Raw genomic sequence first — 21,815 nt, 5'->3', positions numbered from 1 at the left:
AACCTCAAAAACATGTTTTGAGCTGACTTCGTCAGTTCTATCCACAACCTCAAAGCAGTGCTTTGAGCAACCGGCGGCTAGTTTCCTAGTTTACTCTTTGATTTTCATTGAGTATAAAATAAGCAAATCAGCAAGAAACCCACGACAAAATAATATTGACGCGGGTTGTAGTTTCAAAAAATATCAATTTACCTGGCTAGCAATCTGTAGGAGTGCCTTTTCAAAAAGGAAACTCTTTTCATAAAGACCTGTCTTAATCTGATAGTCTGTCTCAATCAAATAAGAAATAGCTTGCTGCAAAAAGCTCAAGGAAAGTCCTCTTGAATCCCTCAACGCAAACTTAATCTGATAGGGATTTGGATTGCGTCCGAGAAAACTTCCTAGACTACTTGCAATCTGAGATTCTGTTTGCCCAGACTCCGCCAAAATCTTCACCTGAGTAAAAGTCCGAAATTGTCCTAGCATGACTGCAATCAGTTTAATTTCATCTTCACCTTGCAAGGTCAAATCTCTAACCAAGTCACGCGCCTGATCCATCTTTTTAGTCAGAATAAACTGAGTTAAATCAAAAATATTGTCCTGCAAGGTCTTGGGAATTGCGTTAACAATATCCTCTTCCTCGATAACAGAGTCTTCCTTATAGGACTGTAAAAAGAGGAGATTTTTCTGAATTTCGCTAAATTGAAAACCAGACTTGATGAGGAGATTTTCAAAAGAATGATTGGCAAACTGCAGACCTTGTTTCTGGCTCCACTTTTGGAAATACTGGCGCAATTCTTGTTCTTTGGCTTCTACTGCGTCAAAAACCTTGGCATCACGCTTAAGTAATTTAACTAACCGTCTTTTACTATCCAACTTTCCTTCTGCAAAGATTATTAACTTGGTTGTTGGTGAAGGATTGTCAAAGTATTCCTCAAATGACTTGAGCTCATCATCTGTCAAAAAGCGTTTTTTAGCAGTCGTGATATCGACAAAATGATCCAATATCACTATTTTCTCATCCGCAAAGAAAGGAAGGCTGACCAACTCCAGTTCCACATCCTTGTAAACTACTTCTTTCATATCAAAGTAGGCAAAGTTGAGGTCAGCAGAATCATAACCAATCTGTTTCAATACTTGACTCTTCATCACTTCAAACTGACCCTGGTCTGTCCCTGTAAATAGGCTCAGACTAGGTAAATTTGATAAAGTCAACTTCTGGCTTTCTTCAATGGCTAGCATCTTCTCTCCTTTCTTCTGATTTTTTAATGAATTTAATCAATATAGCGCAATTTCCCACGGAAATCTTCTAGGCTCTCGTACCCTTTTTCCGACATGATTTCTTTTAGTTCATTTGTAATACGATCAAAAGCACCAACTCCTTCTTTGTGAAGTGTGGTTCCCACCTGCACCATACTTGCTCCACAGAGGATATGTTCAAAGGCATCACGACCAGTCAAAACGCCACCTGTTCCGATGATTTGGATTTGAGGATTTAAGCGTTGATAAAAGGCATGAACATTAGCTAGAGCAGTTGGTTTGATATACTCGCCACCAATGCCACCGAAACCATTTTTAGGACGAATAACGATAGACTCATCTTCTATATAAAGGCCGTTTCCGATAGAGTTGACGCAGTTGACAAACTTAAGAGGATACTTATTGAAAATAGCTGCCGCTTGTTCAAAGTGAACAATATCAAAATATGGTGGCAATTTAATTCCAAGAGGTTTGGTGAAGTAGGCAAACACCTCTGCCAAAATCCGGTCTGTTGTCTCAAAATCATAGGCAATCTGAGGTTTACCTGGAACATTTGGACAGGAAAGGTTTAGCTCAATCAGACCACGAAAATCACTCTCTTGGACTTTTTTCAAGATGGTATGAGTTTCCTCTGGAGACATGCCGACTAGAGATAAGAAGAAAGTTCGGTTCGGCTCTTTTTCCTGTAAATCCAAAAGATAGTCCAAATAATAGTCTAAGCCATTATTTGGCAAACCCATAGAGTTGATAGAACCAAGTGGAACATCCTGATAACGTGGTTCAGGGTTACCCTGACGAAAGTCCAAAGTCGCAGTCTTTGTGACAAAGGTTCCTGCCGCTGAGTTTTTAACCCCTTCCAGCTCCTCTATCGTCATACAAGCCACACCTGCTGCATTCATCAAACAATTGTCAAACTCAAAACCAGCAATTTGCGTTTTCGTTGATACCATGATTCTGATCCTCCAGATTCCTTTTATTGCTAATATTATACCACATTTTCAGATTTTCTCTTTAAGAAAGGCATTTATAAGAAAAACGTTCGTTTTTTATCTACTTTCAATAAATCCCAAAAACTAAATTGAAAGAATTTTTAGAAAATTTTTGTTTTTTCTCTTTACAGTTAAAAAAAATTCTGCTATAATGACACACATAATTAAATTAGAATTTAAGGAGAACGATATGACATCTGCTAAAGAATATATCCAAAGCGTGTTTGAAACTGTAAAAGCTCGTAACGGGCACGAGGCTGAATTCCTCCAAGCTGTTGAAGAATTTTTCAACACTTTAGAACCTGTATTTGAAAAACACCCTGAGTATATCGAAGAAAATATCTTGGCACGTATTACTGAGCCAGAGCGCGTGATTTCTTTCCGTGTTCCTTGGGTTGACCGTGATGGAAACATTCAAGTAAACCGTGGCTACCGTGTTCAATTCAACTCAGCTGTTGGACCATACAAAGGCGGACTTCGTTTCCACCCAACTGTTAACCAAGGAATTTTGAAATTCCTCGGATTTGAACAAATCTTCAAAAACGTCTTGACTGGACTTCCTATCGGTGGAGGTAAAGGTGGATCAGACTTCGATCCTAAAGGTAAAACAGATGATGAAGTGATGCGTTTCTGCCAAAGCTTCATGACTGAATTGCAAAAACACATCGGACCATCACTTGACGTACCTGCTGGTGATATCGGTGTTGGTGGACGTGAGATTGGTTACCTCTACGGTCAATATAAACGCCTTAACCAATTTGATGCTGGTGTCTTGACTGGTAAACCTCTTGGATTTGGTGGTAGCTTGATTCGTCCAGAAGCAACTGGTTACGGTTTGGTTTATTACACTGAAGAAATGCTTAAAGCTAACGGTAATAGCTTTGCTGGTAAGAAAGTGGTCATTTCAGGTTCTGGTAACGTAGCCCAATACGCTCTTCAAAAAGCAACTGAACTTGGTGCAACTGTTATCTCTGTATCTGACTCAAATGGTTATGTCATCGATGAAAATGGTATAGACTTCGATCTTTTGGTTGATGTTAAAGAAAAACGTCGCGCTCGTTTGACTGAGTATGCTGCTGAAAAAGCGACTGCTACTTATCATGAAGGTTCTGTATGGACTTACGCTGAAAACTATGACATCGCTCTTCCATGTGCGACTCAAAACGAAATCAATGGTGAAGCAGCTAAACGTTTGGTTGCTCAAGGCGTTATCTGTGTATCTGAAGGTGCCAACATGCCAAGCGACCTTGATGCTATCAAAGTCTACAAAGAAAATGGTATCTTCTACGGACCGGCCAAAGCTGCCAACGCTGGTGGTGTAGCCGTTTCAGCCCTTGAAATGAGCCAAAATAGCCTTCGCCTCTCATGGACTCGTGAAGAAGTTGATGGACGTCTCAAAGACATCATGACAAACATCTTCAACACTGCTAAAACAACTTCAGAAACATATGGTCTTGATAAAGACTACCTTGCAGGAGCAAACATTGCTGCCTTTGAAAATGTAGCAAACGCTATGATTGCACAAGGTATTGTTTAAGACTCATTTGCTTAATCCTCAATCGCTACGATTGGGGATTTTTATGTTGAATCCAAAAAAACTCACCATTAACAGTGAGTTTTAACATCAGAATTTATTTTACTTTCATTAGGGCAGATGACAAACATTCAACAATCTCATCAACTGCTTCATCTATGTTTATAGTTCCTTCATCATTCAACATCATGGGAATAAGATAAGAAAAACTCAATGCTAAGATGTAACGAACAATTCTTTCATTTGACCAATTTAGAATAAGTCCTTTTTCTTTAAATTGATTTAAAACAGGGCTAATTGGTTCTATTATAGATTGAACAATAATATTTCCTAACTGGATAGAAAGATTTTTATCAATAAAAGAACGCCCCAAGAGAATTTTAACATGCATTTGGTTCTCCTGAATGAAAAAGAGCCTATCTCGAACAATACTTTTTAAAAAGAAGGGAAAAGTTTCCTGATCTACTGAGAATTTCTTTTCTGAGAAATCCGCAATCACTTCTGGAATAACCTGTTCTAGAAAAGTAGATAAAATGGCTTCTAAAATACCTTCCTTTGTTTTAAAGTAACTAAAAACAGTTCCTTCTGACACTCCAGCGCGTTCGGCAATAAGGCTGGACGTTGTATTCTCAAATCCAATTTCTGAGAATAATTTTAAGCTTGATAATAATACTCGACGTTGTTTCAAGCTCAAGTTGCTAACTTCTAACGTCTGAGCATACTTTTGTTCTAAACTTTCCATCGCTAGCACCTCTCTTCTACTCTCTTACTTTTACGACTTTTTTGCCTCGACTGTGTCCCATTTTCAGACTACGATAGGCTTCTCTAACTGACTTTAGAGAAAAGTCATACACTTGATCAATTTTCAGCTGAACCTTCCCGTCTGAGACCATTTCAGCTAAAGTGCTAAAATCATCGTATGTGGAATGTCTCGGGCCAGTAAACTGAGCACCTTTTATCATAACATAGGGCGAAGGTACTAATGTCCCAATAGCTGTCCCCTTCAAGCCTAAACTAAAAGCCAATCTAACATAATCAGATCCATAACAATCCAAAAATTTTGTAATAGGCGTTGGACTAGCTGATAGAAGAGCCTTCTTGATATTCTCTTCGTAACTTACTGGTATGGCACCTAAAGACTCCAGATACTCTGCATTTTTCTTACTTGCGATTCCGATTACTTTTGCCCCCTTAGCAACTGCATACTGTACTGCAATACTTCCAATACCTCCTGCTGCAGCTGAAATAACAACAGTATCTCTTGAATTTAAACCGATTCTTCTAAAAGCCCCACCCACAGTTAGAGCAGCTACTCCCATAGTAGCTGCGTGAGTCATATCGATCATCTCTGGTTTCAATACAATTTCTGATTCATTGACACAAATTTCTGTTGCTAAAGCGCCCCTCTTAGTTCCCAAACCAGGATCGCTAATCATTGTTCCAAACACCTTATCTCCTACTGAAAACCTAGTTACTTCATTTCCAACTTCTGTAATAACTCCAGAAAAATCTCTCCCCACACCTCTTGGAAATAAAGATGATTTAGATTCAAACCAACGACTTGGTTTCCTTAATTTCGTTATAAAAGATAGAAATCGAAGGGGTTTCGCTCCCTCAAAAGTTTTATAATCAATAGGATTTAAACCAACAGCATGAACTTCTACTCTCACCTGATTTACATCCAGGGCTGTAGAGTCTATCTTCAGCAAATCCAAGACCTCTTCGTTACCGAAACGACTGTACTCTATTGCTTCAACAACCATTTTCTTTACTCCTTAATTTCACAAAAATTGAGTGAACACTCATTTTTATAAATTATACTCTTAATTTGTAAGAAAATCAATATTATCGTTTGATAACGATTTATGACATGATACAAATATCCATCATTTCGATTTAGCAATATGATTCTTTCAATCTAACTCTCCTCACTTTTAAAGATTCCTTTCCCTTTTTTGCCCCTTTTAGAACAAAAAGAAAAACCGCTAGTCCTAAGAATAGCGGTTTAATCATGTTTTTAAGCTACTAATGTAGTCGCTCTATTATTTAAGAGAAATATCAGCATATTGGCTATTGGTTTGACCAAAACGGGCTTTCTCTGTTTCCTGTTTATTAAAGGCACGGATAACACGGACACCTTGTAATATTTCTAGGAAAATACGGTTAATCTTGTCCAAGGTCAAACGCAGGGCTTTGGAATAGCGAGTAGCTAAAACCAAAACCACAGTCATCGCAATCAAGAGGATAGGCAGAGTGAAAACAAGTACACTACTGGTCTCACCACCAGTAACAGCAACTAGGACTACACCTGCTGCCATCATAAGTGGCGCCAGCATACCAATCTGCAAGCCTGCCGATAAGAATGACTGAAGATTGGTCACATCTGAAGTGGTCCGCGTAATGAGACTGGCTGTCCCAAACTTATCCAACTCCTGTCCAGAAAATGACTGAACCTTGTCAAAGAGTGCCTTGCGCACATCACGAGCAAAGAGTGTCGCAATCCGTGAGGAAATCTTTGCGACTAGCATATTGCCCACAAAGGCCATGAGCACGACCAGTACCATTCCCCCTGCTAAGAGCCAAATACTGTTGGTTGCTTGGTTGACAACGCCCTGCTCAATCATCTCAGCCATAAGGGTAGGTAGGGCTGTCTCACCAGCGATAGCAATAATGAGAAAAGTAAATAGCCAAACAAAGTATTTTTTCTTGAATTTAACCCTTGAAAATATTTGGTTCATTTTTCGTCCTTTCTAGCTTTTAAGCGTTTTTTCCAACGACGGTTTAAAGCTCTAGTCATGAATGTGAGGGTTGCACTTAGAAAACTCTTTTGCCCCCACTTCATCAACCCCTGATAACGCTCTGTTTCGACATAGGCTCTTAGATAAAAAAGTAAGGTATAGAGCCACATGCGTTCTCTGTCATCTTCGGTAATAACTAGGAGTTCTTGACTCACTTGGTTATAGCCCTGAATAAAGTGGGGCTCCTTTTCAACATTATCATATAGAAAGAGAGCTGAGACAAAGGAAGCCATGGGGTCACCGAAAAAGCTGCGTTCAAAATCAATCAAGCCTTAAATCTGCCAATCTGAGCCTTTTTCCAGAAAGACATTACCTGCCCAGAGGTCAAAATTGACCAGTCGAGGTGTCTTGACCTCATCAAGAAGGTCTTTTCTAAGCGCAATCTGATGACGGATTTCTGCAATAGGAAGCGTACTTCCTCTTGCCTCCACCTCTTTCAACAAGGTTTCAATTTTATGCTGAAAGGCCTGTGACCAAGTGTCAAACCGCTCATCTGTCTCATCATTGATGGTTCCAAACCAGCTACCTTTGGTCTTGTGCATCTCAGCCGTTTGCCGTCCTAGTTCATACATGAGCTGGGGCGTCTTCTTAGGGCTAATCTCATACCAGGTCTTTCCTGATATTTTTTCCATGAAGAAAAAATCGTGGGGGATAATGCTATGACTAAAATCATGGGCATAAATTCTAGGTACTTGTATATTCTGATTTTCTAGTAGTTGATAGGTATAAATTTCTGTCTTGAGATTATCCGCCTCATGCTTGGGTACTTCAACATCACGATGAGGTCCGGTCTTTAGCATGATACTGGCATCAGGCAAACCACTACCTTCTAGCAAGTAAACCGTATTAAAGGTCCCACCAACAATCCGTTCAATCTTGCTCAATATGGCTTGGGGAAAGTGAGACTTGACTAGACACCTGATGGTCTGGTCTGAAAAATTATTTTTAGTGGCTGTCTTCATGGGCAACTCCTCTCCTTTCTTTATGGCTGGCTACTGTCTCTTGAACAATACGACTGTAGGTCATCATGTCTCGGATAAAATGAGCTGGCAATTCAGCCTTTACTCGCTTCAACACCTCTCTCTCCACCTCTGACATCAAGGAGAGGACTTCATCGGTGTAAGTTTGACCAGCCTCTGTCAGACTAATCTGCAATTCTCGTTTACGACCTGAAATGGCTATCAGTTCCAAGTAGCCTTGACCTTCTAATTTCTTCACCAAGCTGTTAACAGTTGTCTTGGGCAGACCCCAAGTCTCATGAATTTCTTTCTGGGTGTGAAAACCCTTATCACTCAAACCAGCCAGTAACCAGAAAAGATTTTCAGGCACATCAGATAACTTGGCAATCTTAAAATAAGTTTCGCCTATAGCAACTAAGGCATTGATTAATTGGTAGCTTTCTTCTTTAAATGTCATATTGGATACCTCTTTTTCAAAATTCGATTTCGGACATTAAAAGCATTATAGTACGATTTAGGATTTTAGTCAAGAGAAAAGATTTACAGCGATCCAAATTATTTATCAGACATCAGTACAATCGAGTAGAAGATAGTTTCTAACCTCTCTCACCACCGTACGTGCTGTTAGGTATACGGTGGTTCAATTAAACTTTGGCATGTAAAAATTTCCTCCACATCTATCTTTTTCGATTTCGTTCTGTTTGTGTCGTCCTATATTTGTAAATAGCCTCTTTCATCATACGTTAGGCGAGTACTGCTGTTTCAGACCATGTGTTAGGGCAGACAAAACTGCATGGATAGATACTAACTTAATTATTCAGCCCTTAGCTACACTTCCATTACAGAAACGTCATCACTACTATGTCTTCGACTGACTTCTAATGGTCCATTGTTACTACGCTAGTTAACACCCATGAGTCCCCACAGGATAATCCGCACGCAAAAAAAGGGGTGCAAATCTATTCCCAGAGACACTTTTCTGTAAATAGATTTTGCACCCCCACTGCGTATGTGGGATTAGATTTCTAAGATAATCACTAGCAGTGCTACTAGCTCACTTCAGACTATCAAACTGATACTTCTCCCCAAAAAGCAAGAAAGGTTTGATTTCAAGTCTTTTGTAAACCCTGAAACGGTTGGGTTTATCCCTCTTTCACCAGCAGTCCTACAACCTCCACATGTGCTGAGAGCTTTCTTCTATACTAATAGACGAAAGGGTGTGAAAATGATTTTTAAATGATACTGTGGAACGGAACAGTAGCCCTAGTATTGACTACTGTCGTTTCTATTCATATTGGCTATTCTAGGACTGAGATGAAAAAATCTATAAATGCTCAGAATAAAATTGAACCCGCAAATCTCCCCAAAACAATGGTGAGTCATGTACTTGTATTATTCCGAAAAAATACACCTCTGGTGCAGTGAGACAAATTGGTGTATCTTATAGTGGCTTCGTAGATGAAAGCTATACTCTACTATCACTCTTTGATGATGTAGAACAAATTGAAAAAGATAATAGACTTCAGACAGCTATTGATGTTGTCAGAGAACAGTTTGGTTTTTTAGCCATACAAAAAGGAACCGTCCTAACTGAAGGTTCCAGAAATATTGAACGCAGTAAACTTATCGGTGGTCATTCCGCGGGTGGATTGGAGGGATTAAAATGAAACAAGAAAAAAATACAGTACAATTTTCAGAAATCCGTAGCAAAGGATGTAATGATATTGAAATGCTTGAAAGATTTTTACATGGAATCGTTGAAACAGCAACTTCAAAACTTCGTCAGAGAAAACTCAAAACAACTGAAATATCGATACGACTAGTACATGCTAAATCTGAAAACCGATTACCATTGGAATTTACATTTAGCATTAAGCCAACAAGCTCATCTGTGATAATCTATACTGAGGTAATCAATCGCTTTAAAGAATGTTACACAGGTGGGGGAATTCAAGGTTTTACGATTCAATTTGATAAAAATACCCTTGCCTCTGCATAGAAAGGATTTGATATGATTGACCGTTCATATTTACCATTTCAATCAGCAAGAGAGTACCAGGATACAAAGATGCAAAAATGGATGGGCTTTTTCCTATCTGAACATGCATCAGCACTCTCTGATGATACAAACAAAGTAACGTACATGTCTGACTTATCACTAGAGAAGAAATTATTACTCCTCAGTCAAGTATACGCCGGGCAGCTACGCACACGCATTCAAGTGATTGAAAAAAACAAGCGTGTTTCCTACACTGGAACAATACCAAGTCTGACCAAAGATTTCATTTTGATAAAAACTACAACAGGTCACATCAATTTGAAATTAAAAGACATTATTAGTATTGAACTTGTCGAGGAGGTGCTCTATGAATCAGCTTGAGTTTCAGCGTAATCACCTACAAATGGACTATTATAGCGAGAGCTACCAAGATTTTGAACGTGACTTCTACCGCTACTCTAACATGAATATTCCATTGACCTTCCTAACTGATGATATCCTAAAAACAATGGCGACTTCACGTAAGAATTACTTTGTCCTCAATAAGGAAAAGTCCAGAGATAACCGCGATCACTTCTTCATATTTGAAGTAAGTACCGTAGATGAGAATCCGCTAATCTATCATTATACATATAAGAAAACTACAATATATTTAGCAGAAAAATAGGAGCAGTTCAATTGACTGTTCCTATTTTTAATATTCATAAAATCTAAAGTCTTTATACTCTTTAACAATGGAGTCGCCAACCAGAACAGACTATACTGACCAGCGACTACCTTAAATTTAATGTTTCAGATTTATTTTCTTATCTCTAATTTCATAAACTACATCTGCTACATTTTCGAGTAATCGTTTATCGTGGGTGATAAACACGATAGTTCCGGTGTACTCCTTCATTAGTATTTCCAAAGCCTCTAAACTTGGTATGTCAAGGAAGTTACTGGGTTCATCCATTATTAGGATGTTATATCTACCCATGAGCATTTTAGCAAGCAACAATTTTATAATTTCTCCACCGCTTAAAACAGATAAACTTTTTCCAATATCGTTCTGTTTGAACCCCATAGATGCTAGCACTGAACGAATTTCTGATATATTGTAGTCACAATCCTTCTGCATAAACTCCATAACATTCTGATTACTGTTGTACTTGTAACCATTCTGTGCAAAGTAACCTATTTTTGCCTTAGGCGAAATAGAAATTCCTTCTTCATGGTTTAAGATCATTTGGATTAAAGTTGTTTTTCCGATTCCATTACCACCAGTTAACGCCACTTTTGCTCCTAACGGAATTTGAAAAGATGCATTTTCAAACAGAGCCTTATCCCCAAATACTTTATTAATTTCTGCACCGACTATAGGGTATGGATTATGGAGCTCCAATGCTTTACTTTGCCTGAAACGAATTCTGCGAATGCCTTCCGGAGCTTCTACTTTTCCTAAGGCCGCAATCCTGTGCTCTAGGGTTTTAGCAGCATTATACATCTTTTTTTCCTTACTTCCTATTGATTTTTGATGAGCTAAACGCCCTCCGTCTTCAGTACTTTTTTTCTTTGAAGAACCTTTTGCCTTCTGTTCTATTTTACGAGCCTGTTTTCGCTTTTCCTCCGCAGCCCTTTCCAATCGGGCACGTTCCGCAATAAATTGTTCGTATTCTGCAGCTTGGCTCTTACGTTCTTCCTCTTTCTGACGAAGATAATCAGAATAGTTTCCCCAATACTCAGTGATTTTGCCATCTTTCAGTTCCCATATTTTATCTACTATTTCATCAAGAAAATAGCGGTCATGGCTAATAACTAACAGTGCACCTGTAAAATATTTTAGCTGTCCTATTAGAAAATCAATTCCTTCACGGTCTAAATGGCTCGTAGGTTCATCCGCTAAAATACCATGAACCTGTGCCGATAAGGCCTGTGCTATTTTAAGCCTTGTTTCTTCACCACCGCTCATAGTCTGTATATTTAATTGCTCAACACCTAGCTTGCCTACAAGTGCAAAATCTTTTTCCTCCTGCAGAGTTACTTCGTCCAACTGGGGAATATAGGCAAGTTCACCCAGACGATTCATTTTACATCCTGGGGGAGTTAATTCTCCTAAAAGTACCCTGAGTAAAGTGCTTTTTCCAGCACCATTTGCTCCTACTAAACCAATACGGTCATAATCATATACTTCTAATTCATTTATATCTAAAACATCGCGTCCTTTGAATTCCACACGAATGTCTTTTGCTTTTAATATTAATTCCATAACATTTCCTCCTGTCTATAATCGCATGCTTTCATTTGCTTGTATGCAGGGAAAACCCTGCGATTTTAGCAGGAAGAGTTACATGAAAATAAGATACATAAATATTCCTCCAATATTGTTTATTTTAAATCTAATTTTCTAACCTCAGTTATCATTTGGCAAACTATAGCAATGCCAATAATTAAAATACCTGATAGTAAAAACCAATGATTTACACCGATTTTATCAGCAAAGAATCCAGAAAGAATTAACCCAATTGGCATAGCAAGTGACATGATACTTCCGATCAAAGAAAATACACGTCCTAAATATTCAGGCTTAATTTTCTCCTGAAAAAGAGCTGTTTGCACACCGCTATAAAATGGCACCGAAAGCCCCATTATTGCACAGCAAACTACGAATATTACAAATCCATTTGGAGGAAGTATTCCCGAAACGGCTAAACTGGTCCCCATTATAAAAAATGAACTTGTTATTAGTAATACATGCTTTTCGAAGCCCCCTAATCTTCCTAATAATAAGCCTCCTGCTAGCATCCCAAATGCAAAGGAAATTTCCGTAATAGAAATATGCACAGGCGTTCCATTAAAGTGTTCCATGCTTATTAAAGGAAATAGTGCATTGATTGGCATATAAACAAAAGTATATAGTGTTCCTAAGAGTAATAAGGCAAACAATCCTTTGTTTTGTCTCAGAACCACAACTCCTTCTTTCATCTCCCTTATGAAATTTGGTTCTAAACTTTGCACTTGATTACCCAGCTTAGGTATACGTACAATTGCTACCGTAATAGATGCAATCACAGCACCCAATACGTCGATGGCAATAATAGCATTTAAATCCCAAACGGAGTATAAGAGTGCTGCAACTGCCGGACTAACAATATAGCTTATAGACTGCAAAGACTGACTATAGCCTGCGCATTTCGTTAGCTGTTCTTCTGGTACTAAAAGTGGTGTAACCGCATTGAGTGCTGGGGTATGAAAAGCTGTTCCAATGCTACGGATAAACAATACTATCATAATCATCCAGACAGGTAGCTCCATACAGAATGCAACAATAGCAAGCACTGCACCAGCTGCTGCGATAATTAAATCGGCACCAATCATTATCTTCTTCCTATCATGACGATCCACTAGCACACCAATGGCAGGTCCCAAAATCGCATAGGGTAAAAAACCTACTAATGAAGCCATAGACAAGACCATCGCAGATCCTGTTTTTTCTGTAAGGTAAAAAATAATCGCCATTTGCAGGATGGCACTAGTGATTAATGATACTGCTTGCCCTGCCCATATTGCATAAAATTTTCGTTTCCAATTGTTGTATTTTTCCATTTATATTATCTCCTGCATATTATTTTGCTTGAATTTCTATTTTGAATAGCATTCTAGGCAATAAAAAATGCAGGCCAAACCCCACAATGTGGCTTTTGGTCTGCATACATACAATTTGGAAACATTCATATTAAAGACATAGTTAAATAAAGGTATAGTTAAATAACCAATATCCTCACCGTAACTAATGAATGCTCAATATCGTATAAATAAGCACAACAAAAAAGCCTATCATCGGGTATAGATTCTGCTTTTTTTATTGCCAGCTTATCTTAAACGCATTGAGGCTGTCATAGTTTCGGTTCCTCCTACATCTTTGTTTATATCAATTTATAGTATAACACAACAAGATGATATGTTCAATATAAAAGTTATGGAATGAGACTCATACTTCCAATTCGATGCCAGATTTAAAGGATATGACGAAGTTTTCTTCATAGACTGTAACGCTCTGGATTATCTTCCTTAGTAGCAAGCGATTAGCTTTCACAAAATCTTCTGTTTGTAGTTTTAAAAATTCATCAGGATTTTCTAACTCAACCTCAAAATATTTCATTTTACATTCCCTCATTTCATTTATTGATAAATTGAGTTTGCAAAAAAGAGTGGACAATTTTTGTCTACTCTTAACCTTTAAAATAGTTTTTTTTAATCGATTTGAAGTTGCCTAAATTATTACTTATTCGGTAAAATGAAGTATTGCTTTCAACAGATTTCCTTCAACTACACTTCACTTGATTCAAACAAGGTGGGTACATTTCTATTCCCACAAACTCCTTGTCAATGGAAACAAACACGTACCCACAGGGTAAATGGAAATAGAAACTGATAATTTCTAGCTATCACTTCTACTCATTCCAAAAATTTTCTCACTCTGATACTTACCCACCATAAAGCAAAAAGCCTTGCAATCAAGGCTTTCATTATCCCTTTCGTTCAAAGGTTTCTAAGCTTTTACGAGCAGAGCGACACACTCAGCGGTTCGCTATCTCCGTTCTGTCTGCGTGCTAGCACTTGTCAATCACGGACAGCTATCGCATGGGCGGAAGTAAATGCTAATCTTCGTCGTTTTACTCCTTGACTAGCAAACTTACCGCCTCAACATGATGTGTCTTTGGAAAACAAAGAATTAATCTCATCTAAAAAAATAACGGTATTGTGTCAAATGGTTGAGGTATTTCTTCTACTTCTTCTTTCGTTTCTAACACAACTTCACCCGATTTCACTCCAATTACTTTAGTCGTTTTAATAACTGTATCAGTAATTAGTATCTTTGCATCAATAAATCCCTTATATATCAAGTTTTTCTATTAGTCGTAATATGTACTCAAATCCTTTAAAATTCAATTTCAATTTTATCTCTAGAAATTCGATGTTTATTTATATCAAATTGTTTTAAATAAATTTCCAGTTTTCTAACTGATTTTTCATATAGATCAATTTGCTGAATTAGTTGTTTATTTAATTTTGCAACCTCATATTCTATATTCTTTAAAGTTACATTCTCGGGAATATTTAGTTTTGATAATTCATATCTTACTAACTTCCTACTACTCTTATCTATACTTTTATGATTAATAAACACTTCCGCCATCTTGTTTAAGGTGGCGATTTTTTCATTTATTTGAGTCAGTTTGATGTCTATCTCTGCTATTTCTGCGACCAGTTCGTCTTTGATGACCTGGTATTTTTTGTCTGTCTCTGTTAACTCAATCAAGAGGTTAATCTCAGAAATCTTTTCTTGAAGTCTTTCAACAGTCGGTCGTCTGTATGGTATTGCTCGACTATCGTTGGTTAGCTGTCTAATCAAGGTTCGTCCTTTTATATACTGATTCTTATCCGAATGTTCTTTGTTATAGATAAAGTATGAGGTTGTCTCACGGATATAGACTTTATATTTTGTCTGATTCTCTTCTTCAAGAATATCTAATTGATAGTTAGGAATGAAAATAAAACCGCTCTGCTTTACACCAAAAGACACCTTGATATAAACGCCCTCATCAACTAACTTCTCTATTTGGTGTCCTGCAAGTTCCACTTCAAATTCGTGAACGGCATCTCGCTTCTTCTTAAATTCCTCAAAGGCTTCCTCAATTTCTTCAGTGGCTACCTTCTCCTTATCACGTTCTTCTTGAAAAGCATGGTACTGCTCCTGTAAATTCTCTAAGCCTTCTGAATCACCGACTTCCTTATTTTTAAAATAATCTTGAAAAAAATTGACATCATATAATTTCTTATCACTTATTTTTTTATGACTCAGACTGAATTGCTTTCCATTTTCTTCAAGTATAAAGATTACATTTTTTTGTTTTAAGTCAATGGTTAGATTCAATTCTTTTGCTTTTGTTAGTAACTCTTCTAAAGAATTGACACGGTTCAACAAAAATTCTAAACGACTTTCAATCTCTTGCTTGGCAAAATGTGTACGAAAAAATTCTTCATCATATAAATCTCGTTTGCTGAGTTGGCGTCCTCGAATTGGTTTTGTCATTGCTCTATCCGTCATCATGAATCGACTATGCTTCTGACTAAAATCAATATGAACATGTAACTGCACCGCTTTTTCTAAAAAATCATCAAAGGACTTTGAGTGCTGCATCAAAAAATAAAGGCGTTGCTTCAATTCAAATTTATGACTAGACTGCCTATATTTTTGATAGTCACGGTAGGAGAAACGTTTTTCAATAATTTTCGCTCCAGCCACTTTAGAAATACGATCTGAAATCATACGAAGGTTTCGTTCCAAGGCATAATTCCATATCAACTTTTTATCTGAATTACGGTCAATGGCGTTGATTAGGATGTGATTATGAACATGATCATTGTCTGTATGAGTTGCCACGATGAAACGAAAACGGCCCCCTGTTAATTCCATCATGGTCTCATAACCAATGCGGTTAATTTCTTCAGGTGTCAGATTATCTTCAGGAGAAAATGATTGAATGAGGTGATGGGCATGGATATTTTGTTGATGTTTTTCTTGTCGGTCATTTCTGGATTCGTACAACTTGTCGTTATTGGTAAAGTTGACATTGTACATTTCTACCATTTCTTCATAGCTAGGGAAGTCTAAATAATTGCTCATGCCAAAATCAGATACCAATTTCAAATTGTCCGTTTTATCAGGATTGAGAATATACTTAATTAAACGCCTACGATATTTTTTTCCGTGTGTCGCAAAGTGTTTAGTGACTACCATAGAGCTCCTTCAATCTTTTCACTTCCACTTGAAATTCTTTCTCTACGCCAGTAATTAACTCACTAACTCCCTTACTCAATTCTTGTAACTGTTCCTGAGAAATCAAATGGCTTTGATTGATTGCACGCGCAATTTGATTAATGTTATTTCCAATCCGTCTCAATTCAAATACTAACTGGTCATAGGTATCCGTGTTAATGGTGACAAATGACATATTGGGATTCAACAACACTTTTCTGGCATAGACTGAAAAATTTTGACAGTGACTCTTGTCGATTCGCTCATTCAATTGATGTAACTCTGAATCTGTTAGAAATACTTTTTTGAGATTGGTACGATAACGATAAACCATAGTAGCCTCCTATCTCATGTATTTTTCACGAAATCCACGACTGAGCGGCTGTACTTGATTGACTTCCGCAATCAATTCTTGAACGCATGTCAGTAAGATTGAAACGTGTTCTTGAGTCACTTGATGATTTTCTCTTGCGACAACCAGAACTTCATACACATCTCGACTAATCTGTTCAAACTTTTGAGACTGCCAAAGGGAGAACCAACTTTCAAAAATTCTATCCTGATAATTCTTTTTCAATAAATTTTGACGAAGAAATTCTGAGAAACTATCCACTTTTTGTTCCCTCATCATTTCTTTTATCTGTTTTTCTTCTTGTCTCGTGATTCTAAATTGCTTTCGGATTGACTTAATTTCTTGTCCCATTCTGATATCCCTTCAACATTCTACTTGTCTGACAGTGTAAGTCTACCTCACATTGTCAGTACGCTTCCTAAAGACCTCACTTGCTTCTTGTTCGGTCTTTGCGAGCTCAGATATTGTGTCCACAATATCCCAAAAATCATATCGCCAGCCTATCAAAACCTTCTAGTTTTGACAGCCAACGATAAGATAACTTGGTGGCTCCGCCCCCAAACCCCCAGGTAAAATTCTTAGTTGGATTTTTAAAAGTTGAGAAAAGTATAGCAGAAGAAATTTGGAGAAGTTATCACAAATATTGTGACAATATCTGCAATGATTTATCTTTAATTAAGTACCCTTCATTATTCAAACCTACATTATAAACCATAACTTATTCAAGAATACGCCACTGTAAAAATCCAAATGTACCTAAATACACTCAATACTCCCATGATTTTTGATAATAGTTCCGTTTATTCGGGTGTCCGTTCTTTACATTTTTGATTCGTTCCGTTAAAATATAGTAGGAGGTGTAATAATGAAATACTCTATTGAGATTGGTAAAATCATAGAAGGTGCTTTAAAGCATGATCAAACCAAAGTTTTTAACTATACAAAACAATTGGTATCAAAACTAGAAAAGGATGGTGATTCTCGCTCAGCAATTAAATTTCAGCGGTTATTATCCGCTCAAGCCGAGTCTACTCTGACTCCAATGAATAACACTAATTCTATTGATATTCCTATTGATACTGAATCAAGAATGAATCTGGCTGACATTATTTACCCACATCAAAATGATACTGAAGTTATTCTTTCAAAACGAAATGAAGAAAAATTAAATTCCTTTATTTTAAGTTATCAAAACGCCGATAAACTTAATTCTATTGGAATAAATGTATCTAATTCACTACTGCTGTATGGACCACCTGGATGTGGAAAAACCAAGAGTGCCTACTTAATTGCTAAAAAATTAAATTTACCACTCATTGTCGCTAGATTAGATAGTCTAATTTCTTCATATCTCGGTACTACCGCTAAAAACATTCGTAGTCTATTTGAATTTGCGCAAAAAATGCCTTGTGTATTATTTTTAGATGAATTTGATGCTATTGCCAAGGCTAGAGATGATAATAACGAGCTTGGTGAGTTGAAAAGAGTAGTTAATAGCCTTTTACAAAATATCGATACGATGAGCAACGATAGCTTAATTTTAGCAGCTACTAATCATCAGCAGTTACTTGATTTAGCAATATGGAGAAGATTTGACTATAAATTAGAAATAGAACTGCCTGATAAAACTGCCATTGCAGAATTGATTACACTATTTTCTAATGATATATATAAATTTAACCAAAAAGAAATTTTGGAAATTTCAACTTTATTTGATGGACAAAGCGGTTCTGATATAGAGGATATTATGACCAAAGCAATAAGGAACTCAGTTATACACAATTCTTCTTTTAATTTATCTAGCATTTATGAAGAAATGTTTATTGCCAAAAATATCATCCCTCAAAACTGTGAAGATTCTCGAGAACTATTAAAGATTAAAGCAAAGTATTTACGAGAAAAAGATTCAAAAATATTCAGTTTACAAGCAATTGCAGATATTTTAGGTAGTTCAAAAACAACTATTCAAAAAATTGTGAAAGAGGTTTAATCATGAGTGAGAACAATCTACCAATAAAATTAGTTCTTCCCAAAACAACTGATATTGTCCCAAATATTGGGGGCGGAGATTTGAAATTTTTTGGAAAAGTAACTCCGGAGTTAAAAAAAGGAATAACCGATAAGTTCGAAGAGTTGTTATCTTTTTATTCAGATGTTTTTGATGAAAACGAAGCTATCCCTGCTGTGGGAAAAATAACAGTAAAACCTGAAGCTATTGCAAAATCACATAAACCCTCTGATTTATGTAGAAATTGTAGAATCATTGGCAGCGAGGATTTAGACGAAATATATATTAAAGTAGACAGAAAAAACATTCACAAAACAATAGAGATGGTTGAAAATCCGCCATCACAAAAATTTCAAGCCAACATGACTACAATAGTTAATATTCAACCTATTAGACCGGAAGAAAAAATTTCACCGACACTCCAGTCTATTAAATCGGAAGACTTTAACTCTATTAATAAGCTTATTAAAATTAAGATCTTTGATTTTGATGATGACTTTGATAATGAACAAATTTGGGAATATGTGATACAAAAATTACATTTACTCAATTTTGAAGATAAATATGAAATTTTTTCATATGGTGATAAAATTAAATTTTTAAAAATAGAAGTCACTTCTTATAAAGACATTATCAAATTAGCTTCTATTAATGGAGTAAAAACTGTTGATTTTTTTCAAGAGTACTCCCTTCCTCAGAATAATTTTTCATCTACTGAATTACAAATCTTACTAGATTCCGAATACAGGGATAGCGATGTTACTATAGGAATTATTGATGGTGGAATAAGTGACAATAATCCATTTTTATCACCTCATATTGTTGCACGAGAAGAATATGTAGATAAAATTTATCAAAATCCACAACATGCCACATTTATTGCATCTACTATACAATATGGAAATGTTTTAAATGGTATTCCTGCTTCTACTGCTTATCGATTTAAATTTGTAGATATCGTTGCAATTCCAAATAGTGATACAAAATTTGGATTAACTGATTCTATTACAGAAGATGATTTAATGGTAATTATTGAAGAAGTAATGGAGAAATATTCGTCTACTACTAAAATATGGAATTTGTCTCTAGGAATTGAAAAAAAGCCTTGTGATGATTCAATGTCTGATTTAGGTGTGTTTTTAGATTACATTCAAGACACCTACCATGTGCAAATCTTTGTTTCTAGCGGAAACATAAATAGTCTTCCTCTTCGGAATTGGCCGCCTCAAAAAGATATTGGAGAGCATGATCGACTTATATCACCAGCTGATTCTATTCGAGCTATAACTGTAGGTTCTGTTGCATTATTTGATTCTATAGATTCAATTGTAAAATTTAATGAACCTTCTCCTTTTAGTCGAAGAGGACCTGGCGCTAACTATATTATTAAGCCTGATATCGTTGATTATGGTGGAAATTTTTCTACTTCATATAAAATTGATGGATTAGGAGTCAAAGGTTTGGATTCAAGTGGGAAAATAATTGAAGGAAATGGAACAAGTTATTCGACTCCCCGATCATTGCAAAAGTACGCTTCTATATATGAAGAAATGGTGGAGCCTGATTTACTCCTCTCTAAAGCAATGTTAATACATTCAGCTAGGATGAACTCTCGTGAGTTATTAGACGAACATCCAGACAATATTAAATATTACGGATTTGGGATTTCTTCAGCTGATACAAAAGATATTTTGCAATGCAGTAAAGATTGCGTAACTCTTATTTTCAAACAAAAAGTATCTCAGGGAACACATTTAGAAATGTATGATTTCCCATATCCAAAATCCCTTATCAAAAATAACAAATATATTGGTGAAATAGGAATGACCCTTGCCTACTTACCACCTTTAGACCCTAAATATGGTCGTGAATATTGTAGAACTAATATTGATGTCAGTTTTGGAACATATTCATACACAGCTGAAGGAAAAACTAAATATAAAGGTCAGGTTCCACTTGAATCAAAATGGGATGAAAAATTTGAAGCAGCACAAGTTAAGCATGGATTTAAATGGAGTCCTATAAAATCTTACTACAGAAAAATAAGTAAAGGAATTAACTTAGAGGATGGATGGAAACTACGAGTAGATTTAACTCCACGAGATGGATTGTACGTACCATCTCAAGAATTCGTTTTAATTATTACTATCAAAGATTCAAACGGTAATGATATTTATACAGAAATAACTAACGCTTTAAGAGAGAAAGGTTATATCACTAACAATATCGAGACAAAATATCAAATTCGTCAAAAACAATAGAAGGAAAGGTATTTAACAACAAATATCAGACAAAAAGATTAGACATTCAACAATGCCTAATCTTTTTTACCCATTTCTCGGTTTTTTTGCCTGTTTAAACTGCTCTATTCGCTTCTCCAAGTGCTCAGTATTCAGTTTATTTTTCGCTTCCTGGATTGACCTATCAAGACTTTGTTCCTCAATAGTTATATCTTCTACTCTCTCACTAGAGTTGAAAATTGTATCAAAAACCACATCTAGGAGATGTTCTACTTTGGTTAGCTCATTATCTGACATCTCTGATAGTCGATGAATCAGTCGTTTAAATTGATCATGGTTCTGCTTTTTCTTTTGAAATAATTTCATTAAATTCTCATTGAATAATCATGACCACCCGTCAAACGGGTGGTTTGTCCCAGGGCTATAAGCCCAAATTACCAGCCAGCGCCTAAAGACGCTGACTTTCACGTTGTTAAAGCCTCATTGCTCTTGACTCGTCACTCACCTCTTAAAGAGGCTTTAATATTACTTACCACTATCCCTAAAGGGCTCCTCATATTCTTTTACACTCAATTTATCTAGTGCTATATCATGCTTTACTCGTTCTCAAATTTTCATACTCGTGAAGAAATCATCCACTGGATAATTTCTCTCATCTTGAATACATTTCTTAATTGTGGCTTCATTGAGTCCCACCGTACTTACATAATAACCTTCTGTCCAGAAATGTTGATTTCCAAATTTGTACTTGATGTTAGCGTGTTTGTCAAACATCATGAGCGCTCTTTTACCTTTTAAATAACCGATGAAACTAGAAATACTTACTAACATATCTACATGTTCTGGCATTAAGTGACCCTCGATAATTTCAACTCCTTTATAACTACACAAGCGA

At 36.5% G+C, this 21,815-nt stretch carries 22 protein-coding genes and 1 pseudogene; 7 read left to right on the top strand and 16 right to left on the bottom strand.

What is annotated here, in order from left to right:
- Positions 1-183: 183 nt before the first annotated feature.
- Positions 184-1,221 (bottom strand): DNA polymerase III subunit delta, encoded by a 1,038-nt coding sequence (gene holA / locus ADI58_RS03105; protein WP_049521416.1) that lies wholly within the window; start codon positions 1,219-1,221, stop codon positions 184-186.
- A 32-nt stretch (positions 1,222-1,253) separates the two neighbouring features.
- Positions 1,254-2,189, bottom strand: a complete 936-nt coding sequence (locus ADI58_RS03100) for a dihydroorotate oxidase (RefSeq protein ID WP_049521415.1) — start codon at positions 2,187-2,189, stop codon at positions 1,254-1,256.
- Between the two features lie 229 nt (positions 2,190-2,418).
- Here ADI58_RS03100 and gdhA point away from each other — a divergent pair, with 229 nt between their 5' ends.
- Positions 2,419-3,765, top strand: a complete 1,347-nt coding sequence (gdhA, locus tag ADI58_RS03095) for an NADP-specific glutamate dehydrogenase (protein WP_049521414.1) — start codon at positions 2,419-2,421, stop codon at positions 3,763-3,765.
- Between the two features lie 94 nt (positions 3,766-3,859).
- On the opposite strand, the gene ADI58_RS03090 is transcribed toward gdhA, so the two are convergent.
- The 6 genes from ADI58_RS03090 to ADI58_RS03070 form a co-directional block, all read right to left on the bottom strand.
- On the bottom strand, positions 3,860-4,504 hold the full coding sequence (locus tag ADI58_RS03090; RefSeq protein WP_023943077.1) for a TetR/AcrR family transcriptional regulator: 645 nt from the start codon (positions 4,502-4,504) through the stop codon (positions 3,860-3,862).
- 16 nt (positions 4,505-4,520) lie between these two features.
- Positions 4,521-5,525 (bottom strand): NADP-dependent oxidoreductase, encoded by a 1,005-nt coding sequence (locus ADI58_RS03085; RefSeq protein WP_049521413.1) that lies wholly within the window; start codon positions 5,523-5,525, stop codon positions 4,521-4,523.
- Between the two features lie 279 nt (positions 5,526-5,804).
- The gene (locus ADI58_RS03080; RefSeq protein WP_239683523.1) at positions 5,805-6,500 is read right to left on the bottom strand and encodes an ABC transporter permease; all 696 of its coding nucleotides are present in this window, start codon (positions 6,498-6,500) and stop codon (positions 5,805-5,807) included.
- Positions 6,497-6,829: a hypothetical protein gene (locus ADI58_RS11505; RefSeq protein WP_229422213.1), complete on the bottom strand. Its 333-nt coding sequence runs from the start codon at positions 6,827-6,829 to the stop codon at positions 6,497-6,499. The genes ADI58_RS03080 and ADI58_RS11505 overlap by 4 nt, the downstream gene beginning before the upstream one ends.
- 3 nt (positions 6,830-6,832) lie before the next feature.
- Positions 6,833-7,522, bottom strand: a complete 690-nt coding sequence (locus ADI58_RS03075; RefSeq protein ID WP_229422212.1) for a phosphotransferase family protein — start codon at positions 7,520-7,522, stop codon at positions 6,833-6,835.
- Positions 7,506-7,976 carry a MarR family winged helix-turn-helix transcriptional regulator gene (locus ADI58_RS03070; RefSeq protein WP_000142891.1) on the bottom strand — a complete coding sequence of 157 codons (471 nt, stop codon included), beginning with the start codon at positions 7,974-7,976 and terminating at the stop codon, positions 7,506-7,508. The genes ADI58_RS03075 and ADI58_RS03070 overlap by 17 nt, the downstream gene beginning before the upstream one ends.
- Before the next feature lie 964 nt (positions 7,977-8,940).
- On the opposite strand from ADI58_RS03070, the gene ADI58_RS03060 reads away from it, so the two are divergent.
- Genes ADI58_RS03060 through ADI58_RS03045 form a run of 4 tightly spaced genes read left to right on the top strand, consistent with a single transcriptional unit; the run spans position 8,941 to position 10,185 of the window.
- Positions 8,941-9,186, top strand: coding sequence for a hypothetical protein (locus ADI58_RS03060; RefSeq protein WP_001813542.1), 246 nt, complete (start codon positions 8,941-8,943; stop codon positions 9,184-9,186).
- Positions 9,183-9,518 carry a DinB/UmuC family translesion DNA polymerase gene (locus ADI58_RS03055; protein ID WP_000806926.1) on the top strand — a complete coding sequence of 112 codons (336 nt, stop codon included), beginning with the start codon at positions 9,183-9,185 and terminating at the stop codon, positions 9,516-9,518. Before ADI58_RS03060 ends, ADI58_RS03055 begins: the two co-directional genes overlap by 4 nt.
- A 12-nt stretch (positions 9,519-9,530) precedes the next feature.
- On the top strand, positions 9,531-9,899 hold the full coding sequence (locus ADI58_RS03050) for a hypothetical protein (protein ID WP_000567222.1): 369 nt from the start codon (positions 9,531-9,533) through the stop codon (positions 9,897-9,899).
- Positions 9,886-10,185 carry a DUF5960 family protein gene (locus ADI58_RS03045; protein WP_001072467.1) on the top strand — a complete coding sequence of 100 codons (300 nt, stop codon included), beginning with the start codon at positions 9,886-9,888 and terminating at the stop codon, positions 10,183-10,185. The genes ADI58_RS03050 and ADI58_RS03045 overlap by 14 nt, the downstream gene beginning before the upstream one ends.
- 117 nt (positions 10,186-10,302) lie before the next feature.
- Here ADI58_RS03045 and msr(D) read toward each other — a convergent pair whose 3' ends face one another.
- The 6 genes from msr(D) to ADI58_RS03015 form a co-directional block, all read right to left on the bottom strand.
- Positions 10,303-11,766: an ABC-F type ribosomal protection protein Msr(D) gene (msr(D), locus tag ADI58_RS03040; protein WP_000420313.1), complete on the bottom strand. Its 1,464-nt coding sequence runs from the start codon at positions 11,764-11,766 to the stop codon at positions 10,303-10,305.
- Positions 11,767-11,885: 119 nt separating this feature from the next.
- On the bottom strand, positions 11,886-13,103 hold the full coding sequence (mef(A), locus tag ADI58_RS03035) for a macrolide efflux MFS transporter Mef(A) (RefSeq protein WP_000417519.1): 1,218 nt from the start codon (positions 13,101-13,103) through the stop codon (positions 11,886-11,888).
- Between the two features lie 385 nt (positions 13,104-13,488).
- Positions 13,489-13,659: a hypothetical protein gene (locus ADI58_RS03030; protein ID WP_000873143.1), complete on the bottom strand. Its 171-nt coding sequence runs from the start codon at positions 13,657-13,659 to the stop codon at positions 13,489-13,491.
- A gap of 780 nt (positions 13,660-14,439) precedes the next feature.
- Complete coding sequence (locus ADI58_RS03025) at positions 14,440-16,302, bottom strand: SAG1250 family conjugative relaxase (protein ID WP_000261800.1); 1,863 nt, start codon at positions 16,300-16,302, stop codon at positions 14,440-14,442.
- A complete protein-coding gene (gene mobC / locus ADI58_RS03020; protein WP_000263053.1) occupies positions 16,289-16,654 on the bottom strand; it encodes a plasmid mobilization relaxosome protein MobC in 366 nt (121 codons plus the stop codon). The genes ADI58_RS03025 and mobC overlap by 14 nt, the downstream gene beginning before the upstream one ends.
- Positions 16,655-16,663: 9 nt before the next feature.
- A complete protein-coding gene (locus ADI58_RS03015; protein WP_049521412.1) occupies positions 16,664-17,023 on the bottom strand; it encodes an SAG1252 family conjugative relaxosome accessory protein in 360 nt (119 codons plus the stop codon).
- Between the two features lie 514 nt (positions 17,024-17,537).
- On the opposite strand from ADI58_RS03015, the gene ADI58_RS03010 reads away from it, so the two are divergent.
- Entirely contained in the window at positions 17,538-18,662 is a 1,125-nt protein-coding gene (locus ADI58_RS03010) for an AAA family ATPase (protein ID WP_049521411.1), read from the top strand.
- A gap of 2 nt (positions 18,663-18,664) precedes the next feature.
- Positions 18,665-20,941, top strand: a complete 2,277-nt coding sequence (locus tag ADI58_RS03005; RefSeq protein ID WP_049521410.1) for a S8 family peptidase — start codon at positions 18,665-18,667, stop codon at positions 20,939-20,941.
- 66 nt (positions 20,942-21,007) lie between these two features.
- Here ADI58_RS03005 and ADI58_RS03000 read toward each other — a convergent pair whose 3' ends face one another.
- Both ADI58_RS03000 and tnpA read right to left on the bottom strand, forming a co-directional pair.
- Positions 21,008-21,286, bottom strand: coding sequence for a hypothetical protein (locus tag ADI58_RS03000; RefSeq protein WP_049521409.1), 279 nt, complete (start codon positions 21,284-21,286; stop codon positions 21,008-21,010).
- Positions 21,287-21,445: 159 nt separating this feature from the next.
- Positions 21,446-21,815 (bottom strand): annotated as a pseudogene (gene tnpA / locus ADI58_RS02995) (IS200/IS605 family transposase); the annotation flags it as partial.

The organism is Streptococcus mitis (assembly GCF_001074635.1).
GTDB lineage: Bacteria > Bacillota > Bacilli > Lactobacillales > Streptococcaceae > Streptococcus > Streptococcus mitis_E.
Note: the sequence above shows the minus strand (reverse complement) of the source record. Positions and strands in the feature narration are given on the sequence as shown.

What these genes read in the sequence shown, in the direction of transcription:
- ADI58_RS03090 (WP_023943077.1), bottom strand. Translation starts at nt 4,504, where the DNA reads ATGGAAAGTTTAGAACAAAAGTATGCTCAGACGTTAGAAGTTAGCAAC.
- ADI58_RS03055 (WP_000806926.1), top strand. Translation starts at nt 9,183, where the DNA reads ATGAAACAAGAAAAAAATACAGTACAATTTTCAGAAATCCGTAGCAAA.
- ADI58_RS03050 (WP_000567222.1), top strand. Translation starts at nt 9,531, where the DNA reads ATGATTGACCGTTCATATTTACCATTTCAATCAGCAAGAGAGTACCAG.
- ADI58_RS03010 (WP_049521411.1), top strand. Translation starts at nt 17,538, where the DNA reads ATGAAATACTCTATTGAGATTGGTAAAATCATAGAAGGTGCTTTAAAG.
- ADI58_RS03015 (WP_049521412.1), bottom strand. Translation starts at nt 17,023, where the DNA reads ATGGGACAAGAAATTAAGTCAATCCGAAAGCAATTTAGAATCACGAGA.
- ADI58_RS03070 (WP_000142891.1), bottom strand. Translation starts at nt 7,976, where the DNA reads ATGACATTTAAAGAAGAAAGCTACCAATTAATCAATGCCTTAGTTGCT.
- ADI58_RS03005 (WP_049521410.1), top strand. Translation starts at nt 18,665, where the DNA reads ATGAGTGAGAACAATCTACCAATAAAATTAGTTCTTCCCAAAACAACT.
- ADI58_RS03085 (WP_049521413.1), bottom strand. Translation starts at nt 5,525, where the DNA reads ATGGTTGTTGAAGCAATAGAGTACAGTCGTTTCGGTAACGAAGAGGTC.
- ADI58_RS03080 (WP_239683523.1), bottom strand. Translation starts at nt 6,500, where the DNA reads ATGAACCAAATATTTTCAAGGGTTAAATTCAAGAAAAAATACTTTGTT.
- ADI58_RS03075 (WP_229422212.1), bottom strand. Translation starts at nt 7,522, where the DNA reads ATGAAGACAGCCACTAAAAATAATTTTTCAGACCAGACCATCAGGTGT.
- ADI58_RS03030 (WP_000873143.1), bottom strand. Translation starts at nt 13,659, where the DNA reads ATGAAATATTTTGAGGTTGAGTTAGAAAATCCTGATGAATTTTTAAAA.
- ADI58_RS03100 (WP_049521415.1), bottom strand. Translation starts at nt 2,189, where the DNA reads ATGGTATCAACGAAAACGCAAATTGCTGGTTTTGAGTTTGACAATTGT.
- ADI58_RS03045 (WP_001072467.1), top strand. Translation starts at nt 9,886, where the DNA reads ATGAATCAGCTTGAGTTTCAGCGTAATCACCTACAAATGGACTATTAT.
- ADI58_RS03000 (WP_049521409.1), bottom strand. Translation starts at nt 21,286, where the DNA reads ATGAAATTATTTCAAAAGAAAAAGCAGAACCATGATCAATTTAAACGA.
- gdhA (WP_049521414.1), top strand. Translation starts at nt 2,419, where the DNA reads ATGACATCTGCTAAAGAATATATCCAAAGCGTGTTTGAAACTGTAAAA.
- mobC (WP_000263053.1), bottom strand. Translation starts at nt 16,654, where the DNA reads ATGGTTTATCGTTATCGTACCAATCTCAAAAAAGTATTTCTAACAGAT.
- ADI58_RS03025 (WP_000261800.1), bottom strand. Translation starts at nt 16,302, where the DNA reads ATGGTAGTCACTAAACACTTTGCGACACACGGAAAAAAATATCGTAGG.
- holA (WP_049521416.1), bottom strand. Translation starts at nt 1,221, where the DNA reads ATGCTAGCCATTGAAGAAAGCCAGAAGTTGACTTTATCAAATTTACCT.